The organism is Shigella sp. FC1967, assembly GCF_001743005.1.
GTDB lineage: Bacteria > Pseudomonadota > Gammaproteobacteria > Enterobacterales > Enterobacteriaceae > Proteus.
This window is the reverse complement of the sequence record NZ_MIIZ01001012.1, coordinates 1-1,318: the sequence shown is the minus strand read 5'-3', so window position 1 is coordinate 1,318 and position 1,318 is coordinate 1. Positions and strand designations below refer to the sequence as shown.

Below are 1,318 nucleotides of genomic sequence, written 5' to 3'. Positions count from 1 at the left end.
TTTCTTAATCAACCGATCGTCTTTTTTATTAACATTATCACTAACAATCATCCATTATAATTATTCTTATCTTGTATAAATAACGAACAGAAAAGACGAATAATATAAATAAGATACCGCTTTATTTTTCTCAATTAATATTAAAAATTTATCTTTTATGATTGTTATAAAATAGAGAATACCTCTTGGTATTATCTATCTTTTTAAGGTTTTCTTTTTAAGGTTTTCTTTTTAAGGTTTTCTTTTTAAAAATCCCCTACTCTGAATTCAAAAAGAGATTAGGTGTCTATTTTTTCAAGATACAATATCCATGTGTAAGAGGTGTCGTTATCCAAGTTGAAAAATTTTCTGTCTAGTTTTTTCTGATTTTGTTAGAGTGTTGCTGTTTTAAACAATGAAAAATAGACCCGATCAAGTAGAAAACGGGTAAATAGATGACAAAACCTATTGATTTTATATTTACCCCCAATGACTCAGTTTTAGGAAGCCTTTTATATGGAAATCGTAAGAGAGCTATTCTTGGCGCTATGGCATCAAGATTACGAAACCTTAGCTAATCCTTCATTAATATGGATTATCTACATTTTATTATTCACCATACTATTCCTAGAAAACGGAGTATTGCCTGCGGCTTTCTTACCAGGAGATAGCTTATTAATTTTAGTGGGCGTGTTAATTGCTAAAGATACAATGGACTTTCCATTGACCTTACTTATTTTGACCGCGGGAGCGAGCCTAGGTTGTTGGTTGGGTTATCTTCAAGGGCGATGGCTTGGAAATACTAAAATAGTACGCAGTTGGTTATCACATCTACCAGAACATTATCACCAGCGTGCTCATGGGCTTTTTCATCGTCATGGCTTAGCCGCATTATTAATTGGTCGCTTCTTAGCGTTCGTGAGGACATTGTTGCCAACGATTGCCGGCCTTGCTGGATTGAATAATACTCGTTTTCAAATTTTCAATTGGTTAAGTGGACTTTTGTGGGTTGGTATACTGACCACATTAGGTTATATGTTAGGTAATAGCCCACTATTTCGCCAATATGAACATCATTTAATGAATATTCTTATGCTATTACCTGTTTGCCTATTAGTTATGGGATTAATTGGTAGCATCTGGGTTGTTATTAAAAAGAAAAAAAGCAAAAGCATAAGATCTATCAAATAATATAAAGATTTTCCGACTACCATAAAAAGTAATAAGAAAAAAACGACAAAGGCCTGTTTCATCTATTTGAACAGGCCTTTGTTTTATTTCGTTATAAATTTACCTTAAGTCCCTTTCACTCTTGTAACGATGAATAACCATTAAGATT

At 32.7% G+C, this 1,318-nt stretch carries 1 protein-coding gene; it reads left to right on the top strand.

What is annotated here, in order from left to right; translation table 11 throughout:
* The first annotated feature begins 495 nt into the window (after positions 1–495).
* On the top strand, positions 496–1,170 hold the full coding sequence (locus BHE89_RS17500) for a DedA family protein (protein ID WP_128860675.1): 675 nt from the start codon (positions 496–498) through the stop codon (positions 1,168–1,170).
* Positions 1,171–1,318 lie beyond the last annotated feature (148 nt).

Coding starts and splice junctions, on each gene's coding strand:
- BHE89_RS17500 (WP_128860675.1), top strand. CDS start 496: ATGGAAATCGTAAGAGAGCTATTCTTGGCGCTATGGCATCAAGATTAC.